The organism is Pseudonocardia sp. ICBG1142, from assembly GCF_020496255.1.
In the GTDB taxonomy this organism is placed as follows: Bacteria; Actinomycetota; Actinomycetes; order Mycobacteriales; family Pseudonocardiaceae; genus Pseudonocardia.
The window spans coordinates 124,757-146,814 of record NZ_JAHLJC010000031.1 but is presented as its reverse complement, the minus strand read 5'-3'; the positions used below and the strand labels follow the sequence as shown (position 1 = coordinate 146,814).

The window sequence follows — 22,058 nt, the reverse complement described above, 5'->3', positions numbered from 1 at the left end:
GGCGTCCCGTCATCCGTGATGTCACGTGAAGTCGGGACCCGTCATCGCGGCAGCGAGCAGCGTGAGCAGCTCGGCCGGCGCGTCCACGAAGCGGTGGTGCCGACCCGGGAGGACCGTGAACCCGGTCTCACCGCATCTGCGCCACCCGTGCATCTGCCGCGGAGCGACCTCGGTGTCGGCGTCCCATCCGACCGCGGTGATCGGGCAGCTCAGGCGGACCGGGTCCTGCACGACGTAGCGCCTGCTCGCCTCGACGTCAGCGCGCAGGACCCCCACGTAGATCGCCAGAAGCTCGGGGTGCGGGGACGCTCCGCCCTGGTCGCGGATCATCGCGGCCAGTTCGGTCTCCAGCCCGGCCTCGTCCATGCCGAGCATCCGGCCGGACGGGCCGTCCTGCGGGGCGAGCTGCGAGGACACGAACAGGTGCCGTGCGTGCGAGCCCGCCAGTTCCTGCAACTGCGCTGTCACCTCATAGGCGAGCAGCGCCGACCAGCAGTGGCCGAAGAACGCGAACGGCACGTCCAGGCGCGGGCGGAGCCCGTCGGCCATCGCGGCCGCCAGCTCCTGCAAGGTGTCCGGCTGCGGCGCGCCGAAGCGGGCGAGCCGGCCGGGCAGCTCGACGGGCAGGAACTCCACCCCGTCCCGCGCTGCCGGCCAGTTTCGGAACACGCTGGTCCCACAACCTGCGTGCGGAAGGCAGAAGACGCGTGGGGCCACACCGATCGGCTCGCGCTGGAGCCACGACGTGGTACGCGTCATGTCGACCGCAGCACGCCGGACAGAGGTGGCGGATCGAACTCCGCGACAGGACGGCCGGCACGGTCCAACAGGCTGAGCACCACCCCGGTCATCATCGTCGTCACCAGGGCCATGACGATCAGCAGGGAATAGCTCCGTTCGTCCAGGACTCCGAGCTGCAACCCGGTCGTCAGCACGATCAGCTCGGTCAGCCCGCGTGTGTTGAGCAGCGTGGCGAGCACGAACGACCGGCCCGGCGGGATCCCGCACAGGCCAGCTCCCGCGGCGACCCCGAGCCACTTGCCGCCCATTGCCACGAGAAGGATCAGGCCGAGGACACCCCACGCCCCCGCGTCCAGACCGGACAGGTCGACCTGCAGACCCGCGACGGTGAAGAAGACCGGCAGCAGGACCCACGAGCTCACCCGGTTCAGAGCGCGCTGCACCCGCTCACGCGTTGCGTCGAGTCCGCTTCGCGGCATCGCGACGCCGAACAGGAAAGCCCCGAAGATCAGATGCAGGCCCATCGCCTCCGTCGCCCGGGCGGACAACCACAGTCCGACGGGCAGCGCCACCGCAACTGCGGCGGCCGAGAGCCATCGCCCTGCCCCTGAGGCGGAGGAGGCGTGCGTGCACAACCGGGCCAGCACGGGGCGGACCACGAACAGGAGCACCAGCGCGAACGGCACGACGAGCAGGACCAGCCACGGCTCCCCCGTACCTCCCGCCAGCGCCGCGACGACGGCCAGCAGGCCCCAGGCCATGACGTCGTCGAGGGACGCGGCGGCCAGCGCGAGTCCACCCACCGGTGTGTGCAGCAGGCCCCGATCGGCCAGTATGCGGGCCAGGACCGGGAACGCGGTCACCGACATCGCGGTGCCGATGAACAGTCGGAAGGCGAGCTGCTGTACGGGGTCGCCGTCGGACAGCAAGGCCGGTGCGATCAGCACACCGAGCCCGAAGGGCACCACGATCGCGCCGACCGCGACACTCACCGTCACCCGGCCGCGACCGCGGAGCAATCGCCGGTCGAGCTCGACGCCGACGAGGAACATGAACACGACGACACCGATGTCGGCCAGCTGCTGCAGCGCCGGCCGGACCGCCGCGGGGAACAAGACCTCCGGGAGCGCCCCGCCGAACAGCGTCGGGCCGAGCAGGACCCCGGCGAGGATCTCGCCGATGACGGGAGGCTGGCCGAGGCGTCCGGCGAGAACGCCCAGCAGACGGGCCGTCACGACGATGACGACGAGAGCGAGCACGAGCGCGCCGAGCACGTCGGCACTCACTGCGGTGCTCCGCCGGCGGCGAACGCGGGTGCTGCCCGGCGCACGGCACTGCCGAGCACCTTCACGCGATCACCCGCGTCGTCGACGACCAGGCGACCCCCGCGCTCGGAGAGCTGCAACGCGGTCATCCGGGACCGGCCGAGGCGCGCCGACCAGTACGGCGCGAGCATCGTGTGCGCGGTGACGCACACCTGGTCCTCGTCGACCCCCAGGGACGGGAAGAACGTCCGGGAGACGAAGTCGACCCCGTCGTCCGCACGCGCGGTCACGATGTGACCGCGGAAGGGCAGACGTGCCAGCGCTCCGTAATCCGGCGCGACCGCCGCGACCGCCGCCGGTGAGGCCAGCTCCACGAGCAGATCGTCGTCCGACACGACCTCGCCGACGGCGGTGCCCCCTCCGAGCGCATCCACCAGACCCGGTGGTGGCGAACACGGCGTCGGATCGGCGGCGGGCAGGTCGATGCTGACCATGTTCCCGACCCGCTCGGTGTGCAGGACACCGTGACGAGACGTGAACGTCAGCCGGGACCGGGCGCCGTTCACGTCCCGGTCGAACAACACCCGAGCCGCGGCGATCGTCGCGTGACCGCACAGGTTGATCTCCGCGAACGGGGTGAACCACCGCACCTGGTACTGCCCCGGCCCGTCCGGTACCAGATAGGCCGTGGTCGGCAGACCGATCCGATGCGCACCACGTTGCATCTGGGCCTCGCTCGGGAACCGGGACGAGACCACGACGGCCGCCGGGTTGCCGGCGAACCGGTCGTCGGCGAAGACGTCAACCACGTGGTGACGCATGGGCGGTGCCTCCCTCGCGGCGGGCCAGACTGCGGAACATCTGGTCGACGGCAGCACCCATCCCCCACACCTCGCGATAGGGCGGGCCCTCCGGGCCCTGGTCGATGTCCCGCTGCCGTGCGTACGCAGCCGTCGTCCACTCGTTCGTGGACGGATAGCGATGGTGGTAGTCGTGGTTCGGGAGGTCACCGACGATCACCAGCAGACGGGACGGCAGGTGGTAGAGGACGGTCGCCGCGAGCCATCTCATCCACGCCTTCGCGGCCGCACCCGTGCCCAGCCCGGTGGACGGCACCGGCTCCCCGCAGAACCGCGCAGCCGTGTTCGCAGCCGTGTAGAAGCGATGGCCGAGGGCCGGATCGCGCGGAGCCAGCCACTCGTGCTCTCCGAGACGGTCCAGCAGTGCGCTGAGCTGCGCGAAGACGATCACGGGGAGCACGAACGCGAGCAGCAGCACGAGCACGCCGTTCGGCATCCAGAACGGCGTCGACAGCCACGCACCGATCCAGACCACGAACGCGACCACCCGGACGGTGCTCCCGTGCAGGTTGCTCCCGGCGCGGCCGAGCAGGCCGTCGAGATAGAACCTCGGTGAGACGAAGACACGACGGGCCCGCCTCCAGAGCGCTCGACGCGACATCCCCGGGACGAAACCGAGGTCGATCAGGAACTGCACCGGAGGATCCGCCTCGGTGGCGAACACCTCGCGCCGGTGGTGGTTGTCGAAGTGCTCGACCTTGAAGTCACGAAACGTGTGGAAGACCGACAGCACGGTCACGACCTCTCCCCAGAACGCGTCCCGTCGCGCATCGCCGGAGAACCGCCTGTGGAGTGCCTGGTGCGCGATCACCAGGACCATCACCCGTTCCCCGTGCACCGTGAGGAACCAGCCAGCGACCAGCGCGACCCACCAGAAGGGGAACATCAACGTCACGGCGAGTGTGGACATGAACAGGCCACCGAGGAACGCCGCGAGCGTCACGGCGAGATACGACGCCCAGCTGTGCCGCAGCAGTGGCTGCTGTCCGGGGAGTGCCTTGCCCGTCTGCCAGGTCCAGAAGTGCTGGGTCCACGCCGGGAAACGCCGATAGGTGGCCCGGACATCGATCACGCCGGTCACCTCGGTCACCGCGTCGCGGCGGGGACCTCGAGGCCGGTCTCGACGACGAGGCGGTCGAAGAATCCCGTCCAGAGCTGCCACATCCGGTCTGCGGCGCGCAGTACGGCCGCCTCCTGTTCTGCCTCGAAACCACTCAACAGCACCCGGTTGGCCTCCTCGACGTGGTCCGGTTCCTGCACCACGTGGATGCTGACCCAGGCGTTGTCCGTGGCTCCGGTCGTCCGGGCTATCGCGGTGCCGATGCTGGACACCATCAACAGGTCGGTGGTCTCGGTGGCGAAGATGAAGCCGAGCGCGTCGGCAGGAGTCTCCGAGGCGGCACGGTAGCCCTCGACCAGCGCCTCCGTCTCCGGGAACGGCGCGCTCCCCGTCACCACGGCGCGGTCGAAGCCGCACCGCTCCATCGAGTCGGCGTAGACGAGCTCGTGGGCCTGCGTGGGGTCGTCACCGCCGGCCTCCTGGTTCAAGATGCGGGTGATCGCACTCTTCGACGCGATGTCCGGCAGTACGGCGACGCACCGGGCCAGGAAGGTCGGGAAATAGTGCAGCGGGTGCCACCATTGCGCGAGCAGCGTGGCGGCGTGCTCGGTGGACAGCTCCGCGGTGCGTACGGCCTCGAAGAACGGGTGCGCCCGGAATCTCTGGTGCACCTCGCTCTCACTCAGACGTTCGCCGAAGGACAGGGTGGTGGGCGTCATGTCACTACTCCTTGCTTCCGGTTCGATCGAGGGTGAAGTACTGCCGCAGGTCACGGATGCGAGGAAGGACGGTGGGATCCGCGGAAGCGGAAGCAAGACGGGTCATGGTGTCCCAGGCGAAGTCATCGCCACCGTCCCACCGGAAATGCGTCTTGATCACGATGCTGAAGACCTCGTACAGGGAGGCTTATTCAGGCTCCGTCAGGTAAGTGTGTAGAAGATGAGTCCGATGACTGCCGAGATTGTCGTTTTAAATGTGGCGTAGGGCCGCCGGTAGTCTGTGTGGAGAACTTTCCACGTTTTGATATGGGCGATGACTCGTTCGATGGTGGCGCGTGTGTGGTTGAGGCTCTTGTTGAATGTTTTTTGCCAGTCGAGAAGTTCCCGGCCGGGTGGTTTTTTGAACGGGGTGAGCATGCCGCGCCCGATGTATCCTTTATCGCCGATCGGGGGGTATGTGGCGAGGTGGTCGAGGGCGCCGGATTGGTCGAGGCAATATAGGTCGTGTCGGGAGCCTGGGGTCGGGTCGGAGATCCACGACAGCTGCCCTTCCAGGGTGGCTGCGACCTGGACGACGACGCCGGTGGTGCGATGCTTGCCCGACCACAGACCCGGCACCGCGGCCCATGACCAGCAGGGCAGCAAGGTTCCATCGATGATGTACTGCCGATCGGCACGAAGCTCCTCTGCCGTCGGAACGACACTCCGCAGCGCCTGTGCCAGCAACGGTGTCACCCCCGTGATCGCTCGACTAACCGTCGACTGCGACACCCCATAGGTTTCCGCCAACTCCCACTGCACACGATTCCCGCGCAGATACGCCAACGTGATCACCACCGACCAGAACAACCCCAGAACCGGCGGCCAAGACAAACGTGCCTCCGTCGCGTCCCGCTGATCCTGCTCATACACTATAGCGACAAGATCCTGAATTTCATCACGCCGGAAACCAGTGGTATAGTACATACTGCGGCAGCCCGTTCATCTCGGATTGATTCGGCAAACCAATATTCGCGATGGACGGGCTGTCGCCCAACCCGACACGCCGGGCTAGATCGTTATTTCACAGGGCCTGAATAAGCCTCAGGGTGTCCGAGGTCAGCACCTCGGCGAGCCGCATGAGCGCTGCTCGCGCGTCCTCGGCCAGCGGGGGCCGCTCGAGGCGTCGGTCCGGCGCAATGCCCTCGGTGTTCTCGTGGGCCCGGGTGATCAGCGGCCCGCCTCCGTCCCGGTCGGCGAAGTCGAAGATCAGGTGGATCCGTGGGGCCCTGGCCATCGAGGCAACGGCGTGGATCCGTGACGCGTCGAACGACCAGACCTCACCCGCCCGCATGCGATACACGACGTTGTCCTCGCTGAAGAGGCAGTGCTCGTGCGTCACCAGAGGGATGTGCAGGCGGTGTGCGGGCCGGGACTCGGCCGGCATGTCGTCGAGCTCCAGGAAGTCCCGGTGGGGGATGATGACGCTGTCGGAGAACCGCGCGAGGCGGACGAACAGCAGCCGATCCAGGTCGGCCGTCGTGGTGATGATCTCCTGGAGATACGGCAGCCGGGCGGCGTCCTCGGTGAACGTGGCGCTCGAGGAGTCGGTGTAGGAGGTGAGGACCCCTGACCCGGTACGGCCTCCGACCGCCCACAGGACGGCGCTCTTCCACGGCCCCCCGATGAGATAGTTGCTGTAGGCCTCCGAGTAGTGGAGGGCCTCGCTCTCCTCGATGTCCTTCGCCAGCCGGGATTCGTCGAGCTCCAGCGTCGTCAGGTAGCTGGTCCGCATCAGGTCACAACCTCTCCTCGGCGGTGCTGAACGGTTCGCCCCACGCGTTGTGACGGGCCATCCGGTTCAGTCCGTACTCGTCACTGCCGCCGACCAGGACGCATCCGTGGCGCTCCAGGTCGAAGTGATGCCCGAACTCGTCGAACCCGGTCATGCCGCCGTACACCCGGACGTGCGTCGGCACCACCCGTATCGCGAATCCCATGCGCTGCCGACGGCCGACGTTCGGGTTGGAGCCGTGGATCGTCCGAGCCGTGAAGATGAAGAACTGCCCGGCCCGCATCTCCAGGTGCCGAACATCCTGCTCGTCCGGGTTCCAGTCGGCGTCGATCTTGATGCCGTCGTAGTTGTAGCCGAAGAACGAGTTGTCCCGTGCCGAGGCGTTCCACCGCATCGGCGCGTGCTCGTCGTAACGCCACTGTCGGTGGCTGCCCGGGATCACCTTCATGCAGGCGTTCTCACGTGCGGCCTCGGTGAAGGCGACCCAACAGGTCAGCTCCATCGGGACACCGGGCGAGTGCTCGGTGGCCTCCAACATCCCCACGCTCGTCTCACCGATCGCGTACTTCTCGACCTGGTGCCACCCCGTGCCGGAGTCTCCCGGGTTCTTGGGGAAGAACTCGGTGCGCCAGCACAGGACGTCCGGACCGATCAGGGCCTGCAGACGGCGGACGATGCGGGGGTCGCTGATCAGCTCGCCGAGCCCCGGGATGTCGAGGTGACGGTCGTAGTTCACCGGGTTGTCGAAGGTCTTGCGGGAGCCGGCCTCCGGATCGAGCAGCACCTTGCGCTGTCTCTTCCACCAGGCCGCCATCTCGCCGGGCTCCCAGAGGGTGAAAGGCCCGATGTAGCCCTGCTCGGCGAACGTCCGCCGGTCGTTGTCAGGATCCACGAACACCACTTCCTGCAGTTCCGACCCGCTCGAGTGCGGAGTCGAGTTCCGCGGCGGCGCGCCGCACGTGCTGGCCGCGGACGAAGGCCCAGTGGTCGCCGGGGACGGCGACAGCGGACAACGACCCGGTGCAGAGCCTGCTCAGAGCCTCCCGTTGGCTACGCAGGCGTTCCGGCCCGACGTCCTCGGCCTGGAACAGATGCACCGTCCCCGGGTAGGGCTGCGGCGAATAGTGCATCGCGGCGTCCATACAGGACCGTGCCACCGCAAGCGCCGCGCGGAGGTGGCCGGCGGGAGTGCCGGCCGGTACCGGAGCACCCATCAGGTCCACCCAGATCCGGCCGGTCGTCAGTTCGGCCAGCTCGTCGGCGGTCGATGCCGGGTCGTCCAGACGCGCCAACACCGAGTCGATCAGCTCGAGGAACGGCGTCCGTCCCATGGGCAGCCCGGTGATGGGGTCCTGTACCGGATTCGCGTCGAACAGTCCTAGGAACTCCACCTCGGCTCCGAGCCCGACGAGGATGCGGGCGACCTCGAACGCCAGCACGCCGCCGAAGGACCAGCCGGCCAGCCGGAACGGGCCGTCGCCCTCCATCGCGCGTAGCTGTTCGACGTGTACGCCGGCGATGTCGGCGAGCGTCGCCCCGGGCTCGGGCGGCGAGCCCGTCCAACCAACGCCGAGCACACGCACCGGCGCCGCGCTCTGCCGGGCCAGCTCTCGGTAGCCGAGCAGCTCGCCCCCGAGCGGATGGAGCAGGTAGAGCGTTCGCCCGGACGGCCCCGGACGCAGCGTCACGATCTGCGACGGTCCCGGCCCGGCGGCAGGCACGTCTGCACCCTCCGACGACGCCCACTCGACGAGTTCCTCGACGGTGGGGCACTCCAGCAGCTGTGACAGAGGGACCGGTCGTCCGAGGAGCCGACCGATCTCGGCCACCACCCAGGTGGCCAACAGCGAGTCCCCGCCCACGTCGAAGAAGTCGTCATCGGCATCGAACTCATCGTGGCCGAGTACCCGTGCCCAGAGTGCGGTGATCGCACCGCTCAACGACCTGGTGTCGAGGTGCGCCTCGGGTTCGGGCAGTGGACGTGCCGCGAGCGTCTGCACGTCGACCTTCCCGGAGGTCGTGCGTGGCATCTCGGCGACGGGGACGTAACGGGCCGGGATCATGTGCTCGGGCACCAGCTCACGCATGTGGGCCGTCAGTTCGCGGTGGCCGAGCGGGCCGGTGCACTGCACGTAGCCGACCAGCACCGACATCTGGTCCGTGACAGCGCGCAGACCGACCGCCGCGGCATCGACACCGGGGTGGCTCAGCAGGGCGGCCTCCACCTCGGCGGGCTCCACCCGGTGGCCGCGCACCTTGATCTGGTCGTCGGCGCGACCCTCGAACTCAAGGAGTCCCTCGACGTCGCGTCGGACCATGTCGCCGGTGCGATACATGCGCCTCCCGCTGCCTGCCGGATCCGCGACGAAGCGCTCCGCCGTACGGGCAGGGTCGCCGCGGTACCCGTCGGCCAGGCAGTCGCCGGCCACGTACAGCTCACCGGTTCGACCGGCAGCGACCGGCATCAGCTCGTCGTCCAGCACCTGGCAGTCCACTCCGGACACCGCCGTGCCGATCGCCGGGACCGCCGGCCACGTCGCCGGATCGGCGGGCAGCGTCAGTCTGGTGACCAGATGCGCCTCGGTGGGGCCGTAGTGGTTGTCCAACCGGCACCCAGGGAGGGAACGGAACAGGGCGCGGATCGCCGGGGTCACGACGAGTCGCTCCCCCGCGGTGACGACGTGCTGCAGTGCGGGCGGCACGATCCCGCGGCGCGCGACCTCCGATGCCAGCAGCTGCAGCGCGACATAGGGCAGGAAGAGCCGCTCCACCCGGTGTTCGACGAGCACGTCGAGCAGCCGGGCAGGATCGCGCCGGACCGCATCCGAGGCGAGGACGAGGCAGCCGCCCGACCCCACTGTCGACAGCAGTTCCTGGAACGTGACGTCGAACGAGGACGCTGTGAACTGCAGCGTCCGCAGACCCGGCGGGCCATCGGCGAGCTGCCAGTCGATGAGTCGGCGCAGCCCACGGTGCGGCATCGCGACGGCCTTCGGGGAACCGGTCGAGCCGGAGGTGTGGAGTACGTAGGCCAGCGCGTCCGGCGGTGGCATCGGCCAGGATCTCTCCGGCGGCCCCTCCGCCTCCGGGGCGACCCTCACCGGTCCGTCCGGCAGAGCGTCGGCGTGCGCCTCGGTGGCGATCACCGCGGACGCGTCGAGCCTGGCCAGCATCGAGCGGGTCCGAGCGACCGGCGCGTCGACGTCGAGAGGGCTGTACACAGCCCCTACGGTGAGAGCCGCCAACATCGCCACGACCGTGTCCGGCGAGCGGTCCAACAGCACCGCGACGAGGTCACCGGGACGCACACCAGCCGCGTGCAGACCGTGCGCGAGGGCCTCGACCCGGGTCGCGAGCTCACCATAGGTCAGCACGGCATGGTCGGCTCCGTCCGAGCCGGCCGGGTCGACGACGGCGGGTCGGTCATCGGCCCAGCGGGCCCACCGGCCGAGCAGTCCGGTGGTCTGGTCCGCGCCCGGCGGGCGCTGAGGCATGGTCTCGGGCACCGCGAACAGCCGTCCTTCCGCAACGCGGTCTCCGACAGCCGTACCGCTGGATCGCATGCGGATGTCGCCTGCCGTTCGGAGAACGACGCTAGGTCGAGATGGTTCGGATCAGGAGTCACGTGAGCTCGCTACGACGGACAGGGCCGTCCGGTCGTCAGGCCGCCGTCGAGCGCGGTCAGCGGTGGGCCGGGGGGCGCCGACAGGAAGTCCGGGCGCCAGCCGCGACCGTCCGCCGGTACGTTGTCGACGCTGTTGTAGGTGATGATCGCCATCTGCCGATCGAACGGCGACATGTTCGTGCCGGACCCGTGGACGAGCCGGGGGTCGAACACCACCAGGCTGCCCGCTCCTCCGACCGCCGCGGCCATCCCGTGCACCGCTGTCAGCTCGGCCAGCAGGTCCACCGGCAGCGCGTACTCCAGGTCCGCGGACAGATGCGAACGCCAGTCCGCGCCGTGGGGCGTTGCGCGCCCCGGCGCGGAGACGGTGCCGTGCCGGTGCGAACCCGGGAGGTACAGCAGCGGGCCGTTGAACGAGGTGGCGTCGTCCAGCAGCAGCGCGACGTTGGTCACCGCGGGTGCCGGCAGACCGTCCTCACGTTCCCAGAACGTGAAGTCCTGGTGCCAGGGCCACGACTCCCCGAGTAACGCACGCTTGGCGTTCACCTTGCTCTGGTGCACGTAGACCTTGCTGTCCAGGACTGCCTCGGCCACCCCGAGGAGTGCCGGAAGGCGGACGAGCCTGGAGAAGAGTTCGCTCTGGAGGTGACACCCGTGCACGCCGCGGATGGTCTCCCCGTCGGTCTCGAGGACCCGACCGGGATGGTTCCGGCGATAGAGGTCCGCTACCGCATCGCGGACCAGTGCCAGGTCTGCGGGCGACACGACGTCCGGGAGAACCAGACAGCCTTCGTCGCGGTACGCACGCAGCTGAGCGTCGTCGAGCGTGCCCGCGTACTCCCTGTCGGCATCCACGACGACGATGCTCGGCGGTGTTCGGTCGTCTGCCATCTCCCGTGTTCGAGTGACATGACCGCCTCAGCCACGGGTCAGCTCGTCCAGATCGGCACAGCGCAGGTCTACTCGGGCCGCGGCGGCCGCGAGCTCATCGTCGAGCGTGACGAGTGCGTCGCCCTGCAGCCGGGTCAGCGCCAGGTACTCGGCGCGGTAGGTGTCCGACCAGGCCAGCTCCGCGGCGATCTGCCAGGCCGTCGACTGGAGGACGCGGTCTCCGAGCAGCCGGATGCGCAGCGCTCGGATGCCGTCCAGAACTCTTCGTCCCGCGCGCTCGTCCAGCTCGCCGTCCCGGACGGATGCATAGACGAGCGCGAGCGCGTCCGAGCGCACCAGTGTCGGGGCGAGCAGGGTGTGCCCGTGGGCCACCGGGACGGCGTTCGTCGCGAGTCGCACCGCCACCGCGGCGTCGACCACATAGCGCGTCATGAACGCACGATCGCACGGTCGGTGCGCAGCACGGCTTCCAGGGCGTGAAGACCGATCATCAGCTCCTCGGTCGTGCCGCCGAAACCGAGCCGGACATGGTCGGCGAACCTGTCGCCGAAACACGATCCCGGCACGACCAGGACCTTGTCCCGTTCTGCGAGCGTGCGACAGCTCCGATCGACGTCGGACTGTCCGGGCAACCTCAGGAACGCGCTGACGCCACCGTCCGGAGGCACCAGCGCCACGTGGTCCGGGAGACCCGCGGCCCAGTCCGTGAGCAGGGACAGGTTGTGCTGTGCATGCGCACGCTGCAGCGCGACTATCGAGTCCGCGTTGCGGACCGCGTGCTCGGCGAAGAACTCCAGGACGGGAGACACGTAGAGGGCGATGTAGTCCCGCAACTCGGCCATGCGCGCGAGCAACGGCGGCGGCGCCACACACCAGCCGACCCGCAGACCGGCGAGCCCGTAGCTCTTGGAGAAGGTCCCCCAGCAGATCGCCTCCTCGTACTCCGGTAGAGGCAGCGGAGCACCCGTGTGGGTGAGCTCGCCGAACGCGTGGTCCCAGACGAGCCATGCGCCGGCCTCTTCGGCGATCTCCACCAGCTCCTGCTGCTGCGCAGCGGTGACCGAGACCCCCGTCGGATTGTGCGGGAAGTTGACGACGATCATGCGCGGACGGCCGCGGACGAGTTCACGTAGCCGATCGAGATCCGGGGCGAACCCGTCCGTGGCCGCCAGCGGCCAGCGCACGACGCGGCATCCACGCGCTGCGGCGATGTCATGGAGCTGCTGGTAGGCCGGATCGACCACGACGATCTCGTCACCAGGCTCGAGCGCCAGGTGCATGACCAGGTAGATCGCCTCGCTCGAGCCGTGCGTGACCATCATGCGATCGGTGTCGCCTCCCGTCCACCGGTCGGCCAACGCCGCGCGCAGACCCGTTCCGCCATAGCTCTCGCTGTCGTGGAAGACCATCGCGTCCAGGTCCGCGTAGTCGAAGCCGCAGAGAGCACGCAGTTCGTGCATCGACAGGTCGCGCACGCCGCTGCTGCCGATGTCGTACTCGACCGCGTGGTAGTAGTCCCGCATCCACAGCTCGAGCCGGGCGGGGGTGACGCCGGCGACGTCGGGAGTGTTCATGACGCCACGATCCGGGCCCACCGGATCCGTCGGTGGTCCTCGGTTCACGGGACCTCCGCGACGCGGGAGCTCCGCCTAGCGTGGCGGCGCCGGACGTTCCCGGCGTCCACCACCGCGCTCGAGGATGTGATCGCATGAATCCGTTCGACGATCCTGACGCCACCTTCATCGTGCTCGTCAACGACGAGGAACAGCACTCCCTGTGGCCGGAACGGCTGCGGACCCCGGACGGCTGGCGTCAGACGTTCGGTCCGGCGTCACGACAGGACTGCCTGGACTACGTCGAGCAGAACTGGACCGACATTCGGCCGCTGAGCGCGCGACGCGCAGCGGAGACGCGCTGAGATCACCGGTTTCCGGGACAGCCGGTGGCACGCGACAGGTGGCTAGCGTCGTAGTCATGTCGTCCGACCTCCTCGCCGATGTCCTGCTCGCCCGGGCCGAGGCGACACCGGACAGGGTCGCCTTCGAGCACGCGTCTCCGGGCAGCCCGGTCACGACGCTCAGCTACGCACAACTGGCCTCTCGGGCGGTCGCCCTGGCCGAGCGTCTGGCCGACCTCCCGTACGGCCCGGTCCTGGTCTCCTGCCCAGCAGGGCCGGACTACGTGACGGCCGTCTTCGGGACGTTCCTGTCGGGTCGACCCGCGGTGCCGGCATCCCCCGCGCGACCGGGATCGGCGTCCGACCGGCATCGGCTCTCCGGGATCCTGGCGGACTCCGCGCCCCCCGTCGCGGTCTCCGTCGAGCCACTCGACGGCTCGGGAACGGGCACGCCGATCGTGGTCCCGCCGCCCGGACCAGAGGCGGACACGACCGCGTGGTCGCTCCCGAACACCCCCGACGGGGGCTCGGTCGCGGTGATCCAGTACACCTCAGGCAGCACCGGGACGCCGCGTGGGGTGCTCGTCCGGCACGAGGCGCTGGCTGCCAACACGACGGCGATCGTCGACCGCTTCCGGCTCGGTCCGGGTTCACGGGCGCTGACCTGGTTACCCCCGTTCCACGACATGGGACTCGTCGGCGGGCTGCTGACCCCCGTCGCTGCCGGGGTCCCGATGCGGATCCTGGCCCCAGAGGACTTCCTCAAGTCACCGCTGTGGTGGCTGCGTCAGATCGACGAGACCGCCACCACACATTCCGGTGGACCGGACTTCGCCTACGACCTGTGTCTGCGCCGGGCCCGCTCCGACGACCAGCTGGCCGGGTTGGACCTGTCCTCGTGGGAGGTGGCGTTCAGCGGTGGCGAGCCGGTACGGCGACGCACCCTGGCCGCCTTCTCCGAGAGGTTCGCCGAATCGGGATTCCGGGCCAGCGCGTTCCTGCCCTGCTACGGCCTGGCCGAGGCGACCCTCATGGTCAGCGCAGGTCACTGGGACGGCAACGGTCGAACGGACTCCCCGGTGAGCTGCGGACGCCCCGTGCACGGTCAGGAGGTCGTGATCGTGGACCCCGATCAGAAGGTGCCGGTGGATGGACAGGGTGAGATCTGGGTGGCAGGTCCGCACGTGACCGCGGGTCACGTGACCGGCACCTCGGAGGGGCTGTTCGGTGATCTGAACGGTGTGCGGCATCTGCGCACGGGCGACCTCGGGTCGATGCGTGACGGCGAGCTCGTGGTCAGCGGTCGGCTGAAGGACGTGCTCATCGTGCGTGGGGTCAATCATCATGCGGCGGACATCGAGGACGCAGCGCTGGAGACCGTGGGCTGGGCAGGACGGTGCGCGGCGGCGTTCGCGATCGAGACGGGCCCCGGCCCGGTGACGGTGGTGATCCTGGAAGCCGCCGGGCGCCGTGATCCCGGGCTGGCCGAGCGAGTACGCGCGCAGGTCCTGACCCGCACCGGGGTGCGGCTGGACGTGGTCGCGATCGTGGCGCCGCGCTCCCTCCCGCGCACGACCAGCGGGAAGATTCGTCGATCGGCGGCGCGGGAGGCGTTCCTGGCCGGTGAGTACGGCGACGGCGACGGCCCCGCGGCGGGCTCGGCCGCTACGGACGCGCTGGCGGCGCCTCGGTCCTGGGCAGGTGCCCGGACAGAGCTGACACCGCTCGTCTGTGGGGTCCTTGCCGAGGTCTGCTCGGTGGAGGTCTGCGAGCCCACTGACCGGCTGGCCACCCATGGTGTCGACTCGATGCGCGCTGCGGAGGCCGCCGCGGCGTTGGAAGAGGCGCTGGAACTCGCGGTGCCGATGGCCGACGTGCTCACGGCAGCGACCGCACAGGACGTGGTGGCCGCGCTGCTGCAGCGGTGGCAGGCGGAGGGCGTCGCCCCGTCCCTGGTGCGGGCCCGCATCGACCGGACGGCCGAGGTCGGGGTGATGTGATGGACGCCGTCGTCGGTCGGGAGCTGGTTCGACGCAGACGGGCACGAACGAATCGCACGCAACCGGTCGCAGTCGGCCCCGCCGCTCTCTCGACGGTGCAGAACGGAGTGCTCGTCTTCGAGCGCCTGTGGCCCGGCACACCCGCCTTCACCCTGCACTTCGCGGCGCGTCATACCGGCCTGCTCGACGAGGACCGGCTCGACACGGCGCTCGCGGCGCTGGTCCGCAGGCATCCGGCGCTGCGCAGTACGTTCCCGGACGGCCCAGGAGGCGTACCGACCAGGTCGGTGTGCGAGACGCAGGTGGTCACCGTGCAGTGGGCCGACGTGCGGAACCTGCCCGTCGCGGAGCGTGCCGATGCCGCACGGCGGCACGCCGAGCGCGTCTCGGGCAGACCCTTCGACGTGCAGCGTGGTCCTCTCGTCGCCGTGCACGGCATCCGGGTCGGCGACGACGAGCGGTTGCTGGTGTTCCTGGCGCACCACCTCGTCTGCGACGGCGCCTCCATGCAGGTGCTGCTCTACGAGCTGGACGCCGCCTACCGCGGTCTGCTGAGCGGCATCCGGCCGGAGCCGGCGCTGCCGGCCGTCTCCCCCACAGCGACCCGACACTGGCGCGACCGCCTGGCCGGGCTCCCAGAGCTGGACCTGCCGACCGACCAGGCTCGACCGACAACGCCGTGCTTCCGGGCCGGGTCGGTCCCGGTCGAGATCCCGGGCTCCTCGGTGCGGGCGGCCCAGCAGCTCGCGCACACCGAGCGAACCACCCTGTTCGCCGTCGTGCTGGCCGCCTATCAGCTGGTCCTCGGTGAGCACAGTGGTCAGACGGACTTCGGAGTGGGGGTACCGGAGGCCGGACGCGCGATCGGCGACCGGCACGGAGCAGTCGGGCTGCTGTCGGACATGCTCGTGCTGCGGGCCGATCTCGGGAGGCGGCCGTCGTTCCGGCAGCTGGTCGGTCGCGTGCGGGACACCAGCCTGGAGGCCCTGGCACACCGCGGCGTCCCGTTCGAGCACATCGTCGCGGCTGTCACCACCGGTCAGAAGGAGCGGGACGCCGGCGCGTCACTGGTGCGGGCCGGGCTGGCGTTCCACGGAGACTGGGGTGAGCCACGGCTGGCCGAGGCACCGCTGGAGCAGGTGCTCCTCAGGCGACCGGGTCTGCGCTACGACGTCGATCTGCACCTGTGGCTCCGCGGGACAGTGCTCTGGGGCACCTGGGACTACCGCACGGACACCGTGGACGCCGGCACCGCGAGGCGCATGGCGGCACGCCTGTCCGCCGTACTCGAGGCGGGGCTCATCGAGCCGGATCGGCCGTTGTCCGAACTGGACCTGCTTCCCGACGACGAGCGGGAGTGGCTCCTGCTCCGTGGGTGCGGGCCACTCCCGGACGATCCGGACGACAACCTCGTCGATCTCGTCGGGCGTTGGGTGACGGCGACCCCGGACGCGGTCGCCGTCGAGGACGGGCGTCGACATCTGAGCTACCGGGCGCTCGACGAACGGTCCGCTCGTCTGGCCCGGCTGCTGCATGGCCGCGGTGTGGGGACCGGAGACGTCGTCGGGATCCGGCTCGGACGTACCGTCGACCTGGCCGTGGCCATGCTCGCGATCATGAAGCTGGGGGCTGCCTACCTGCCGTTGGACCCGGCCTACCCGGCCGAACGGACCAGCTACATGCTGGCCGACAGTGCCGCGGCAACCGTGGTGACCGGCGCCGACCTCGCTGAGATCGACACCTCCCAGGACGACGAGTCCTCGCCCACGTTCACCCCGATCGCACCGGACACCGTCGCCTACGTCCTCTACACATCCGGCTCCACCGGCAGCCCGAAGGGCGTTCTGATCACCCATCGGAACGCGGTTCCGATGGTGTTGTGGGGAGCTCGCAGGTTCGCCGGCGGCGGGCTCTCCCGGGTGCTGGCTGCGACATCGATCTGCTTCGACGTGTCCGTGTTCGAGTTCTTCGCACCGCTGTGCGTGGGCGGCACCGTCGTGGTGGTCGAGAACGCGCTCGCCCTGCTGGCCGAACAGCCGGACGTGACCATGATCTGCGCCGTCCCGTCCGCGGCTCGTTCCCTCGTCGCTGCCGGTGCGCTACCGCGGTCCACCCGGGTGGTCGCGCTCGCCGGTGAGGCGGTGACCGGTTCACTGCCGGACGATCTTTACGCCACGGGCCACGTCGAGGCGGTGGTCAACTGCTACGGCCCGACCGAGGACACGACGTACTCCACCTCTGCGCTGCTGCGTCGCGGCGAGGCACCCTCGCCGATCGGCGCACCGCTGCCCCAGGGACGGGTGCGCGTCCTCGACCAGGACCTGCGACGGGTCCCGGTCGGCGCTGTCGGCGAGCTGTACCTGGCGGGGCAGGGCGTCGCGGTCGGCTATGGCCGGCGTCCCGGTCTGACCGCCTCACGGTTCGTCGCCGACCCCTTCGCAACCGTCGCCGGCGAGCGGCTCTACCGCACGGGCGACGTCGTCCGCTACCGCAGCGACGGCGCGCTGCTCTATCTCGGCCGATCCGACTTCCAGCTGAAGGTGCGTGGACAACGGATCGAGCCGGGCGAGATCGAAGCCGCGTTGCAGCGTCACCCACGGGTCCGCGAAGCCGTCGTGTCGCTGCAGGAGGACAACCTGGTCGCCCACGTCACCGCCGTGCACGACGCCGGCCCACCGGACGTCGAGGAACTCCGGGCCGAGCTGCGCCGCACCCTGCCGGTGGTCATGGTGCCGAACCGGTTCGTCGTCCTCGACGAGCTGCCGAGAACCCCGAACGGGAAGATCGATCGCCGCGCACTCCCGGCGGCGCCGCAGCAGGCCCCTGTCGCCGGCGCACCGCCGCGCGGCCAGACCGAGGAACTGGTCGCCGAGATCTGGCGCGAGCTGCTCGGCCGCGATGCGGTGGGGCGCTTCGACGACTTCTTCGACCTCGGTGGGACCTCGCTCTCTGCCGGTGAGGTCCTGACGAGGCTGCGTGCACGGACCGGCAGCGCGGTCGGGCTGCGAACGGTGTTCGGGAATCCCCGGCTGTGCGATCTCGCCGCCGCGCTCACGACCGAACGGACCGGTACGGAGGCGATCGAGCCCCGCGACGCCGGTACGACGCCGGTCCTGTCGTTCGAGCAACAGCGCACCTGGCTGGAATGCCAGCTCTCCTCGGGCGCCGCGTACAGCGTGCACGGACGCCTGTGGCTGCGTGGACCGCTGGACGTGGCCGTTCTGGAGCGCAGTGTCCGTGCTGTGATCTCCCGGCACGAGAGTCTGCGCACGACGTTCCCGACGGTGCGTGGCCTGCCCGTCCCGCGGGTCGCCGAACCGGACCAGGGCTGGGCCCTGTCGGTCGTCGACCTGAACGGGGGGCCGGACGTGCACGCCGATGCCCTCCGCCGGGCCGACGAGGTGGCGGCCCGCCCACTCGACCTGGCACACGGGCCCTTGCTGGCCTGCCGGCTGTGGCGCGTGTCCGCGGAGGAGCATCTGCTCTCCCTGACCGTCCACCACATCGTGTTCGACGGCAGGTCGATCGCATTGGTGCTCGACGAGTTGTCCGCGCTCTATGCCGCGGGAGGCGACTCCCGTCGCGCCGGCCTACCAGCGCTCCCGGTGTGCTACCGGGACTACGCGGCCTGGCAGCGCAGCGCTCTGACGGGCGAACGGCTCGCGACGCACATGGACTACTGGCGGAGCCGGCTCGCCGGGGCCCCCGTCGCGACGATCCTGCCGGACGCTCGGCGACGACGGCCCGGACGCCGGCACGCCGGGGCCGTGACCAGCGGACGTCCGGACACCGCCGCCGTGGCAGCGCTCTCGGGGCTGTGCCGGGCCCGGAGCGCGACCCCTTTCCTCGTTCTGCTGACCGCGCCGTCGGCGGTGCTTCGCCGATGGTCGGGGCAGCAGGACCTCGTGATCGGTGTCCCGGTGGACACCCGCAGGCAGACCGGCACCGAGAGCCTCGTCGGCCTGTTCGTGAACACCGTCGCGGTGCGGGTGGACCTCGGCGGCGACCCGTCCTTCGCCGAGGCGCTCGAACGGGTGCGGCACTCGGCCACCGAAGACCACGTCGAGCACGGGGAGACCCCGTTCGAGTACATCGTCGCCGCCGCAGGAGCCGTCCGGGACCCGACCCGCACACCCTTGTTCCAGGTCGTGCTGAACATGATCGAGGACGGCGGGGAGGCATGGTCCCTCCCGTCGACGACCGTCGAGCGCGCCGCGCCACCGGCGCAACCCTCGAAGTTCGACCTGCACCTCGACGTGCGGCTCGGCAGTGACGGACTCCGCCTCGACCTGGCTCACGAACCCACGCTGCACACCGCCGACACCGCACGGGCACTCCTCGACCAGATCTCGGTCCTGCTGGTGGCAGCGGCGGACGCCCCTCACAGATCGCTGTTGGACCATGATCTGACCGGAACACCTTCGGATGCGGACCGCACCGCACCGCAGCAGTCCACCGACCCGTCCCTGCGGGACAGGTGGTGGCCCGGGTCGTCCGACGGAGACCGTCTCGCGCTCGTCGGCCACCCGGCGCGTCCCGCGGCCGTCACCGCGGCCCGTTCCGCCGGTCCCGTCGACGTACTGGACGCCCGCGAACCCGGCACGCTGCTGCACCGGCTGCGAACGCTCTCGGTGACGGCGGTGCACCTGCCGGCGGCCGTGCTGCGTTCGCTCGATCCGCCTCCCGCCGAGGTCGCCCTCCCCGGAGTGAGGTTGGCGTTCCTGGACCAGACCGGAGATCTGACCGCACACGACGTCGAACTGGTGCACAGGCTCGCACCGTTGTGCACGGTCGTCGTTCTGCACCGGACCGACGCGGACGGACCGCCCACCACGGCCCTCCGGATCTCGCCCCACCTCTGGTCCTCGGACACCGTGCCGTTGCGGGTGCCAGTCGGCACCGTTCTGCCCGGCCGACCGGAAGTACCACGGGGTCCGCGGGGCGGCCCCCTGGCCCCCGGGGAGCTCGGCCGGTTGTCCGTCCCGGGTACGGCAGACGGAGTGCCCGGCACCGCGGTCCGACAGCGACCGGACGGCACGCTGGAGCTCGCAGATCCGGACGGCGGTGCAGTCGACCTTCTGGAGACGGTCGCCGTCCTTCGCGATCAGCCCGAGGTCCGGGACGCAGTGGTCGGGTACGAGGGCGACCTGCTGGTCGCGCACGTGGCCGTACGGCCTGACCGGCCCGGTCTGGGACCGGTGCGTCAGGAGCTGGTGACGAGGCTCCCTGCGCACCTGGTGCCGGACCGCATCACGGTGCACCGGCGCTTCCTCCTCACCGACGAGGGCGAGTACGACCTCGCCGGAATCCGTCGGACCGGCGAGGTGATCGGATGACCGGCCCGCCGCCCGCTGCGGTCGTCGCGGAGATCCTGACGATCGCCCGGCAGGTACTCGGCCTCCCGGTCCTCGGTGCCGACGACGACCTGGTCGCGGCTGGGGCCACCTCGCTGGCGATGCTGCGCATCGTGGCCACTGCGTGCCGTTCGCTCGATATCGACATCGCCCCGGGCAGCCTCGGAGGAGCGCCGGTCACCGTCAACGTCCTGGCCCGGGCGGCGGCCACCGCCGGGCCGCTCCGACCGTGAACGAGGCACGGGACGCCCTGTGCGACCTCGTAGGTGCCGTCCGTCAGCTGGCGGGTCTGACGGAGCAGGTCGGACCGTTCTCGCTTCCTGCGGGCACCGACGCCAACGCTCCCGCGCTACTGGAGGCCGTCTGTGGAGCGCTGCGTGTCCCATTGCGCTTCGACGGCCCCTCCCCGGGCGTCGCACGGGATTACGCTCCCGCCGTTCTGGCCGCAGAGATCCACAGAGCGCAGGCCGTGCAGGCTCTCGCGACGCTCGACGATGTCGATGCCGTTGCCGAGTCGGCCCGTCAGATCGCCGACGAGCAGGATGCCGGTCTACGGTCGATCATCGTCGATCGCTCAGGTGCTCCCGTCATCACGGCGGTGGAGGCCGGGCCACCTGACGGGCCCCGTGTCCTGGTGTCCCCTCCCTGCGCGATGAGCCCACTACTGTCATTGCGGTGGGTGCGCAAGCTCGCCGCGCTCGGGTACCGATGTCTCGTCCCGGCCACCCGGGGCACCACCGGACGCATCGTCGAAGCCACAGATTTCGACCGACACGGCAGCGGAGTCGAGGACCAGGTCGACGATCTCGCAGCTGCGGCCGCAACGCTCGGAGGTTCTCGGATTCACCTGATGGGTCTGTGCGGCGGTGCGACGGCGGCGCTGGCCCTGGCGGCGCGCAGGCCAGACCTCGTCGAGTCGCTGAGTCTCTGGCACGCGGCCGCCCAGCTCGGGCCAGAGGTGCCTGAGTCCGCGCATCAGGCCAATCTGCGCACCACGCTGGACATCGCCGCCGAGTCCCGGGACACGACAGCCTGGCTGCGCAGACGGCTCGTGGCCGGTCCGATGACAGGCGTGCCGCCCGGGATCGGGCCGCTGGTCGTACGCCCCTACGCCACCGACGAGCTGCTGTACCGCTACGCGAAGCTGATGGTCGCGACGATGCACGAGGACTCACGCGCGGCGGTCAGCGCAATCAGGCAACCCTGTCTTCTGGTCACCAGCGAGGCGGACTCGACGGCTCACCCGGCCGGATCCCGCTGGATCGCCGCGGAGCTGCCAGGTGCGCAGCTCGCGCTGACCGGTCACGTCGATCATCTCGATGCGTTCCGCGCAACTGACTCGCAGCTGTCGATGCTGACCGGCTTCCTGGGCGGGTCCGCCTAGAACAGGCTGCCGGATGCCTCCCTCAACGACCGGCGTCCGGCATCCATGGTTCGACGACTATGTCACTCTTCGCAAATCGCCCCAGCGAGTGCATCTCGCACCTAATGGACGCGGTTTGGGTCGACCATGTGACACGCATGATTCAGCAAGTTACCGAATGACATGACAGACGGCCACCTACACCTGTGATCCTTGCTCCATCCCAGTGAACGAAGTGACTCGGCGTTGATGTTCGAAGAAGGTCGAGTAACTCTGAGACGCCACCAGTTCACCCACCTACGGCACGCCCTCGCGGGTCCTTCTTGGACCGACTCCTGAACAGGCGGCATCATGCAAGCCAGAATCGATCAAACTCCCAGCCTCGGGACTTCCATGCACCAGACACTGCATGAGACCCGACAACGCGCGCCCCAGAGGCTTATTCAGGCCCCGTGAAATAACGATCTAGCCCGGCGTGTCGGGTTGGGCGACAGCCCGTCCATCGCGAA

General features: G+C 69.8%; 17 protein-coding genes. 5 read left to right on the top strand and 12 right to left on the bottom strand.

The genetic code is table 11. From position 1 onward, the window contains the following. Positions 1–21: 21 nt before the first annotated feature. The 12 genes from KPL59_RS25120 to vioD form a co-directional block, all read right to left on the bottom strand. The gene (locus KPL59_RS25120) at positions 22–759 is read right to left on the bottom strand and encodes a thioesterase II family protein (RefSeq protein ID WP_226362218.1); all 738 of its coding nucleotides are present in this window, start codon (positions 757–759) and stop codon (positions 22–24) included. After that, the gene (locus tag KPL59_RS25115; RefSeq protein WP_226362217.1) at positions 756–2,027 is read right to left on the bottom strand and encodes a cation:proton antiporter; all 1,272 of its coding nucleotides are present in this window, start codon (positions 2,025–2,027) and stop codon (positions 756–758) included. Before KPL59_RS25115 ends, KPL59_RS25120 begins: the two co-directional genes overlap by 4 nt. Further along, positions 2,024–2,827, bottom strand: coding sequence for a PhzF family phenazine biosynthesis protein (locus KPL59_RS25110; protein ID WP_226362216.1), 804 nt, complete (start codon positions 2,825–2,827; stop codon positions 2,024–2,026). Before KPL59_RS25110 ends, KPL59_RS25115 begins: the two co-directional genes overlap by 4 nt. Beyond that, a complete protein-coding gene (locus tag KPL59_RS25105) occupies positions 2,808–3,956 on the bottom strand; it encodes a hypothetical protein (RefSeq protein ID WP_226362215.1) in 1,149 nt (382 codons plus the stop codon). Before KPL59_RS25105 ends, KPL59_RS25110 begins: the two co-directional genes overlap by 20 nt. Further along, positions 3,953–4,645, bottom strand: a complete 693-nt coding sequence (locus KPL59_RS25100) for a TenA family transcriptional regulator (RefSeq protein ID WP_226362214.1) — start codon at positions 4,643–4,645, stop codon at positions 3,953–3,955. The genes KPL59_RS25105 and KPL59_RS25100 overlap by 4 nt, the downstream gene beginning before the upstream one ends. A gap of 201 nt (positions 4,646–4,846) precedes the next feature. Continuing rightward, positions 4,847–5,611, bottom strand: a complete 765-nt coding sequence (locus KPL59_RS25095) for a transposase (protein ID WP_226359944.1) — start codon at positions 5,609–5,611, stop codon at positions 4,847–4,849. Positions 5,612–5,708: 97 nt separating this feature from the next. Next, positions 5,709–6,419, bottom strand: a complete 711-nt coding sequence (locus tag KPL59_RS25090; protein ID WP_226362213.1) for an aspartyl/asparaginyl beta-hydroxylase domain-containing protein — start codon at positions 6,417–6,419, stop codon at positions 5,709–5,711. 4 nt (positions 6,420–6,423) lie between these two features. Continuing rightward, on the bottom strand, positions 6,424–7,311 hold the full coding sequence (locus KPL59_RS25085; RefSeq protein WP_226362212.1) for a chlorinating enzyme: 888 nt from the start codon (positions 7,309–7,311) through the stop codon (positions 6,424–6,426). After that, on the bottom strand, positions 7,301–9,925 hold the full coding sequence (locus tag KPL59_RS25080) for an amino acid adenylation domain-containing protein (protein WP_226362211.1): 2,625 nt from the start codon (positions 9,923–9,925) through the stop codon (positions 7,301–7,303). Before KPL59_RS25080 ends, KPL59_RS25085 begins: the two co-directional genes overlap by 11 nt. A gap of 128 nt (positions 9,926–10,053) precedes the next feature. Further along, positions 10,054–10,899, bottom strand: coding sequence for a phytanoyl-CoA dioxygenase family protein (locus KPL59_RS25075; RefSeq protein ID WP_226362210.1), 846 nt, complete (start codon positions 10,897–10,899; stop codon positions 10,054–10,056). A 63-nt stretch (positions 10,900–10,962) separates the two neighbouring features. Continuing rightward, entirely contained in the window at positions 10,963–11,367 is a 405-nt protein-coding gene (locus KPL59_RS25070; RefSeq protein ID WP_226362209.1) for a hypothetical protein, read from the bottom strand. Next, positions 11,364–12,509: a capreomycidine synthase gene (gene vioD / locus KPL59_RS25065; protein WP_226362208.1), complete on the bottom strand. Its 1,146-nt coding sequence runs from the start codon at positions 12,507–12,509 to the stop codon at positions 11,364–11,366. The genes KPL59_RS25070 and vioD overlap by 4 nt, the downstream gene beginning before the upstream one ends. Positions 12,510–12,643: 134 nt before the next feature. On the opposite strand from vioD, the gene KPL59_RS25060 reads away from it, so the two are divergent. Genes KPL59_RS25060 through KPL59_RS25040 form a run of 5 tightly spaced genes read left to right on the top strand, consistent with a single transcriptional unit; the run spans position 12,644 to position 21,570 of the window. After that, the gene (locus KPL59_RS25060) at positions 12,644–12,853 is read left to right on the top strand and encodes an MbtH family protein (RefSeq protein ID WP_226362207.1); all 210 of its coding nucleotides are present in this window, start codon (positions 12,644–12,646) and stop codon (positions 12,851–12,853) included. 56 nt (positions 12,854–12,909) lie between these two features. Then, entirely contained in the window at positions 12,910–14,832 is a 1,923-nt protein-coding gene (locus tag KPL59_RS25055) for a fatty acyl-AMP ligase (protein ID WP_226362206.1), read from the top strand. Further along, positions 14,832–20,168 (top strand): non-ribosomal peptide synthetase, encoded by a 5,337-nt coding sequence (locus KPL59_RS25050; RefSeq protein WP_226362205.1) that lies wholly within the window; start codon positions 14,832–14,834, stop codon positions 20,166–20,168. Before KPL59_RS25055 ends, KPL59_RS25050 begins: the two co-directional genes overlap by 1 nt. Continuing rightward, on the top strand, positions 20,165–20,419 hold the full coding sequence (locus tag KPL59_RS25045) for an acyl carrier protein (RefSeq protein ID WP_226362204.1): 255 nt from the start codon (positions 20,165–20,167) through the stop codon (positions 20,417–20,419). The genes KPL59_RS25050 and KPL59_RS25045 overlap by 4 nt, the downstream gene beginning before the upstream one ends. Beyond that, complete coding sequence (locus KPL59_RS25040) at positions 20,416–21,570, top strand: alpha/beta fold hydrolase (protein ID WP_226362203.1); 1,155 nt, start codon at positions 20,416–20,418, stop codon at positions 21,568–21,570. Before KPL59_RS25045 ends, KPL59_RS25040 begins: the two co-directional genes overlap by 4 nt. The last annotated feature ends 488 nt before the right edge of the window (positions 21,571–22,058 follow it).

Bases quoted from the DNA above. Each gene is read 5' to 3' on its own strand.
- KPL59_RS25060 (WP_226362207.1), top strand. From the start codon at position 12,644: ATGAATCCGTTCGACGATCCTGACGCCACCTTCATCGTGCTCGTCAAC.
- KPL59_RS25110 (WP_226362216.1), bottom strand. From the start codon at position 2,827: ATGCGTCACCACGTGGTTGACGTCTTCGCCGACGACCGGTTCGCCGGC.
- KPL59_RS25120 (WP_226362218.1), bottom strand. From the start codon at position 759: ATGACGCGTACCACGTCGTGGCTCCAGCGCGAGCCGATCGGTGTGGCC.
- KPL59_RS25090 (WP_226362213.1), bottom strand. From the start codon at position 6,419: ATGCGGACCAGCTACCTGACGACGCTGGAGCTCGACGAATCCCGGCTG.
- KPL59_RS25050 (WP_226362205.1), top strand. From the start codon at position 14,832: ATGGACGCCGTCGTCGGTCGGGAGCTGGTTCGACGCAGACGGGCACGA.
- KPL59_RS25070 (WP_226362209.1), bottom strand. From the start codon at position 11,367: ATGACGCGCTATGTGGTCGACGCCGCGGTGGCGGTGCGACTCGCGACG.
- KPL59_RS25045 (WP_226362204.1), top strand. From the start codon at position 20,165: ATGACCGGCCCGCCGCCCGCTGCGGTCGTCGCGGAGATCCTGACGATC.
- KPL59_RS25055 (WP_226362206.1), top strand. From the start codon at position 12,910: ATGTCGTCCGACCTCCTCGCCGATGTCCTGCTCGCCCGGGCCGAGGCG.
- KPL59_RS25095 (WP_226359944.1), bottom strand. From the start codon at position 5,611: ATGTACTATACCACTGGTTTCCGGCGTGATGAAATTCAGGATCTTGTC.
- KPL59_RS25100 (WP_226362214.1), bottom strand. From the start codon at position 4,645: ATGACGCCCACCACCCTGTCCTTCGGCGAACGTCTGAGTGAGAGCGAG.
- vioD (WP_226362208.1), bottom strand. From the start codon at position 12,509: ATGAACACTCCCGACGTCGCCGGCGTCACCCCCGCCCGGCTCGAGCTG.